1 protein-coding gene is annotated in these 5,755 nt (G+C 51.9%); it reads left to right on the top strand.

What is annotated here, in order from left to right; translation table 11 throughout:
• Window positions 1–36: 36 nt before the first annotated feature.
• On the top strand, window positions 37–5,755 hold a 5,719-nt coding region (locus tag WCC56_RS20200), incomplete at its 3' end, for an amino acid adenylation domain-containing protein (RefSeq protein WP_424694104.1).

Raw genomic sequence — 5,755 nt, 5'->3', positions numbered from 1 at the left:
GAGATGACGATCCACGAAATGTTCGAGGCGCAGGTAGTGAGGACCCCAGAGAATATCGCACTGGTATTTGAGGGCGTGAGCCTGACCTATCGGCAGTTGAATGAACGGGCCAACCGGTTGGCGGCTTTCTTGAGAGCGCAGTTTGTTTTACAACCGGACGATCTGGTGGCGCTGTGTTTAAACCGCTCTGAGCATATGCAGGTCGCGATACTGGCCACTCTCAAGGCGGGGGGCGCCTATGTACCGCTTAGCCCCGATATGCCCGCGGAGAGAATGCTCTGGACGATAGAAAATATTCATTCCCGCGTTATTCTGACGGAGTTGGTCACGCAAGAGGCGCTGGCCAAACTGATTAATCCACAGAAGACGGCGCTGCTGTGCGTGGACGATCCTGAGTTGATTGCGCGGGCTGCCAGCCACCAGGTGGTTAATGTGGCAACCCAAACCAAACCTGACAATCTGATTTATGTCATCTATACCAGCGGGACGACGGGAACCCCTAAAGGGGTAATGATTGAGCATCATTCTGTCGCCAATCTTGTGGAAGCGCAGCGGAGTATCTTTGGCACTGAGATCTGCCAGGCCGGAGAGCCGACAAAAAATTACCTCTTCTATTCAAATTATACCTTTGACGCGCATGTCATGGATGTGTTCAGCCCGTTGCTGTCCGGCCATTGCTTACATGTCTTGTCTAAAGAGATACGTTTGAATTTCGGTGCGCTTGCTGCATACATTAAACAACATGCCATTGATATCGGCGTTTTGCCTCCTGCGCTGCTAAATAACAATGAAACACTGGGGCTTTCCACGCTAATCCTGGGAGGGGAGGTGGCCAGTAGCAGCGTGATAGAGCGCTATAGTGCTCAGGGGGTAAAAATAGTTAACTGCTATGGCCCAACGGAAACCACGGTCTTTGTCACCAGTAACGTTTATCAAACGGGCGATAGCAATACCATCATTGGTCGGCCGATAGGCAATGCTGACGCTTATATTCTGGACAGTTGTCTACGGCCGCTCCCTGCGGGTGCCGTGGGTGAACTCTATATCAGTGGTGACTGTGTAGGTCGTGGCTATTTAAATAACCCAGAGGCGACTCATCAGGCGTTTATCGCCAATCCATTGCAAAGTGATGAAGATAAAACGCGAGGGCGTCACGATCGGCTGTATCAAACTGGCGATTTAGTCCGTTACCTGAACGACGGTAAGATTGACTATATTGGGCGTAATGATGCCCAGGTGAAGATCCGTGGCTTCAGGATCGAATTGGTCGAAATCGAAAACTGTCTGGCCCAATACCCACAGATTGAACAGGTAGTGGTACTGGCGCTGGAGCATGACTCGGGGCAAAAGTACCTGGCAGCCTATTATATTGCGCCAGACGCATTACCAGCAGATGTGCTGTCTGAGCATCTGCAACAGCGTTTACCTGCCTATATGATCCCCACAGCGTTTGTTCATTTAACGGCATTGCCGATGAACATGAACAATAAGTTGGATCGCAAAGCCTTACCTCTGCCGATATTAACGGATGAGGTGAACTACGTGGCCCCAGCTAACGAGAGTGAAATGCTGATCTGCCGCGTATTCGCGGAGGTATTACCTCTTAAGGATTATGCGGTAGGGATCACCGATGACTTCTTCCGTTTAGGCGGGGACAGTATCAGCAGTATCCAACTGGCGAATAAACTGAAAAAGTTATCGGGCCACCATCTCACGGTGAAAGACATCTTTGCCCACAGAACGGCCAAAGCTTTGAGCACTTACCTGCTGCAATGCCGGGGTGACAATTTGCCGGTTATCCAGTCAGAGGCAGGTATGCTGGCGGATGAGCTACCCTTGGCGCCGATCCAGCGCTGGTTCTTCCAGGCCGTAAAGTCGGGGAAATTGCCTGATGCTGATCATTGGAACCAGGCATTTATGGTTAAAGTGCCCACGTTAAATGTTGAGCTACTGCGTTTGAGCGTGGCTAAACTGGTTGAATACCATGATATTTTTCGAGCCGTTTACCCGAAAGATGCCGCTGCCGGCCACTACCGTCAAACTATAGCGACGTTGCCATTTGATGCGATCAATCAACAGGACTTCACAGTTGTTCAGCTCGATGCGCAGTTGACGGCCTGGCAGAACCGTTTTTGCCTGGTAGAAGGGCCACTGTTCCATATCGGTTATATTGCAGGCTACGCTGATGAGACTGCGCGTATCCATGTGGCGGTACACCATCTCAATATTGATGTGGTCAGCTGGCGGATTATTAACCACGACTTACGCACGCTTTACCAGTTCTTTGCAGCGCAAGGCGATAACCTTGATGCGACGGTTAATGCGCAAACTATCCTGGGCCAGAAAGGCACGAGTTACCGCCAATGGGTCAACTCACTGCAAAACTACCCAGCCGTTGCAGTGAACAACTCTCTGGATGAGAGGCATTACTGGGATAACCTGACCACGGATTTGGACGGCTGGCACCAGCGTTTGGACGCCCATCGTGTGGGGATGCTCAATCGTACGATGATAAGCCTGTCGCAAGAGCAAACCGCTTGTCTGTTGCGAGACCTTCATCATGTTTATCACACCGAGATGAACGATATTCTGCTGACCGTACTGGCGGATGCGTTGTCGCAGGTGGTTGGCGGTAACAGCCATTATGTTCTGCTGGAAGGACATGGCAGAGAGGCGATGTTTGACGATGTGGATATCAACAATACCGTCGGTTGGTTTACCTGCATGTATCCGGTCAATCTGCGTATTGAGCATCGTGACCTTGTACGCAATTTACCGTTGATTAAAGACAGACTACGAACCTCTCCTCACCATGGCTTAGGTTATGGTGTGCTGGTTGGCTATGATGCGCAGGCATTGCCCGCAGTGACCTTCAACTACCTTGGCCAGTTCGATGGTGATGAACGGGATGGCGAGTGGGTGTTTGTTCAGGAATCTACGGGGGTGGCATTATCAGCGAATAACCGCACAACGGACTTCTTAGCGCTGAACGGCGGTGTGCTCAATGGCCAATTACAGTTCCTGGTCGAAGGGGATCTCAGCCCGCAACAGCTCGAACTGTTTGCCACGACTTATCGCCAGCGGTTAATCCAGTTGATCGACGAGCTTAAGCGGTCATCTCGCTCTTATCTCACCGATTCTGATGTTAATGGTGTGGTTTCCGGTGAATTGTTAGCGCGCCTCCAGCAGGATGAAGAGGTTGTGGCGATTTATCCGGCAAACAGCCTGCAACAAGGATTTATTTATCATTACGTACTGCAAGGCTATATCGATAACGCCTACCGTACGCAAATGGTCTGGCACTATCGCAATGCGCTGGATGTCGAGCTGTTAGAACGGGCGTGGCAATGCAGCCAGGTGAAATATCCGGCGCTGCGGCTAAGATTCTCCTGGCAGGAAGAGTTTGTGCAGATTGTCGATAAGCAAGGCACCTTTGGTTGGCAGTTTATCGATATCAGTAAGCAGGACGAATGTGCACGAGCAAGCACTGTGGCTGAACTCATCAAACAGGATCAGCAAACCCATTTCGATTTGTCCGCTAAAGGGCTATTCCGGCTGTATATCGTTAAGTGCGCGGATGATCACTATATTTGTCTGTTTAATAACCATCACGCCATTCTGGACGGCTGGAGCCTGCCGATCTTGCTCAATGACGTGCACCAAAATTATTTGGCCCTGCAACAGGGAAGCGCGCCGGAGCAAGCCGCAGATCAAAGCTATCTGGAGGCGCAGGCATTGCTTCAGACGGTTAGCCAGGACACCGAGCAGTTCTGGCAGAACTATCTGGGTGGCTTAGAGGTGCAAGAGAACCTCAGTGGCCTGCTAAAGCCGGAGATGAAACACGTTAATTTAAGTGAATATAAACACCTGCAAGACCCCCAAAGCGTGTCGACCGCATTGGTCGGTGAGCTTTACCACGGGCTGAAGGCGCTTTCGCGGCAGCATGGCGTGACGTTGAATGCGCTGATGCAGTATTGCTGGCACCAACAGCTCAGTCTTTATAGCCATGCGGACGTGTCGATTGTGGGGATGACGGTGTCTGGCCGTAATCTTCCGGTGGAAGCGATTGAACGCTCTGTTGGTCTATATATCAATACGTTGCCTGTCGTTCTGGTACACACCGATGAGGCGATTATCGAGAATGTCAAACGCCTGCAGGCCCATATTAATGACATCAATAGCTACAGCAATATCAGCCTGATCACGCTGCAGAAGGCGGGGGTACGTCTGTTTAACTCGCTATTCGTGTTTGAAAACTATCCGGTGCCTGCCGATAACGGCGAGAGCCTGTTCAAACTCGATTTTGAGGATAGTGATGAAAAACTGGATTATCCGCTGGGCATCATGGTGTATGAACAGGATGGACGGATTGAGTTCAAGATCAACTATGCGGGTGAGTTGTTCAGCCGTTCGGCCATGGAAGGCGTGTTGCAAGGAATACGGCTCACCGTACAGCAGTTGATCGCGGACCCGACCATGGGTCCCCAGGCGTTATCGCTGCTGACGAAGGACGACTCTATGCAGCTGGTAGCAAACCAGCCGCGGGTTCAGGTTGCCGTGGAGCGAAATAAACTGGTCGGTCAGATGTTTGAAGAGCAGGCAGCCAGAACACCGGATGCTTTGGCGTTGGTGTATCAGGATATGCGTTTGACGTATCGTGAGTTAAATCAGCGGGTGAACCAGTTGGCGGCTTATCTGCAGGCGAACTTTGCGATACAGCCTGACAGCGCGATTGGCCTCTATTTTGATAAGTCGACCCATATGGTCATTGCCATGCTGGCCGTGCTTAAGGCCGGGGCGGCCTATGTCCCGATTAGCCCTCAGGCACCGTTGGAACGCTTGAGTCTGCTAGTCGAGGACGTTAAACCGGTGCTGATCCTGACGCAGCAGCATCATGGTGCACGCATCGCTGGCTGTGGTTTCCCTCTGCTGGATATTGATAACCCGCAACTGGCCAACAGGCTGGCGCAGATCGACGACAGCAATGTACCGTCACGCACGCAGCCAGACAATTTGGCTTATATCATCTATACCAGCGGAACCACTGGCCAGCCAAAAGGGGTGATGATTGAACATCACTCGTTAATCAACCTGGCGCAAGGACAGTCAGACCTGCTAGGTATGCCTACGGGCTATGAGCAGGCTGCCAGGCTAAACACGTTGTGGTACTCGGAATATGTTTTCGATGCCCATGCGCTGGATGTCTTCAGTGCCTTGTTGAATGGCCATTGCCTGCATATTCTGGCAGAACACCAACGTCTCGACTTTATCGCACTCTCTGCCTATATCAGGCATCAATCCATCGATTTCGCCTTTATTCCTCCGGCGTTACTGGCACAAATTGAACTCCTGGAACTGTCCACGCTGGTCGTTGGCGGGGAGTGTATCGATGCGGCGATGATTGACCGCTACTGTGAGGCCGGAGTTCGTTTGATCAACGGTTACGGGCCTAGCGAGACCACCGTTTGGGCGACGGCGCGGATCTATCAACCTGGCGATGCCAATACCAATATCGGCAAGGCGATCAACAACGTTTGTGTTTATCTGTTGGATCGCCATCTGCGCCCCGTCCCACAAGGTGCGATTGGCGAGCTGTATATCGGGGGGGCTGGCGTTGGGCGCGGCTACCTGAATAATCCGCAGGCGACAGCGGATGCGTTTATTGCCAATCCGTTTCGCAGTGACGCCGAACGCAGCCGCGGTGAAAATGCCCGCCTTTATAAAACCGGAGACCGGGGCCGTTACCTGCCGGACG

This window comes from Erwinia sp., assembly GCF_049696395.1.
Taxonomy (GTDB): domain Bacteria; phylum Pseudomonadota; class Gammaproteobacteria; order Enterobacterales; family Enterobacteriaceae; genus Erwinia.
Note: the sequence above shows the minus strand (reverse complement) of the source record. Positions and strands in the feature narration are given on the sequence as shown.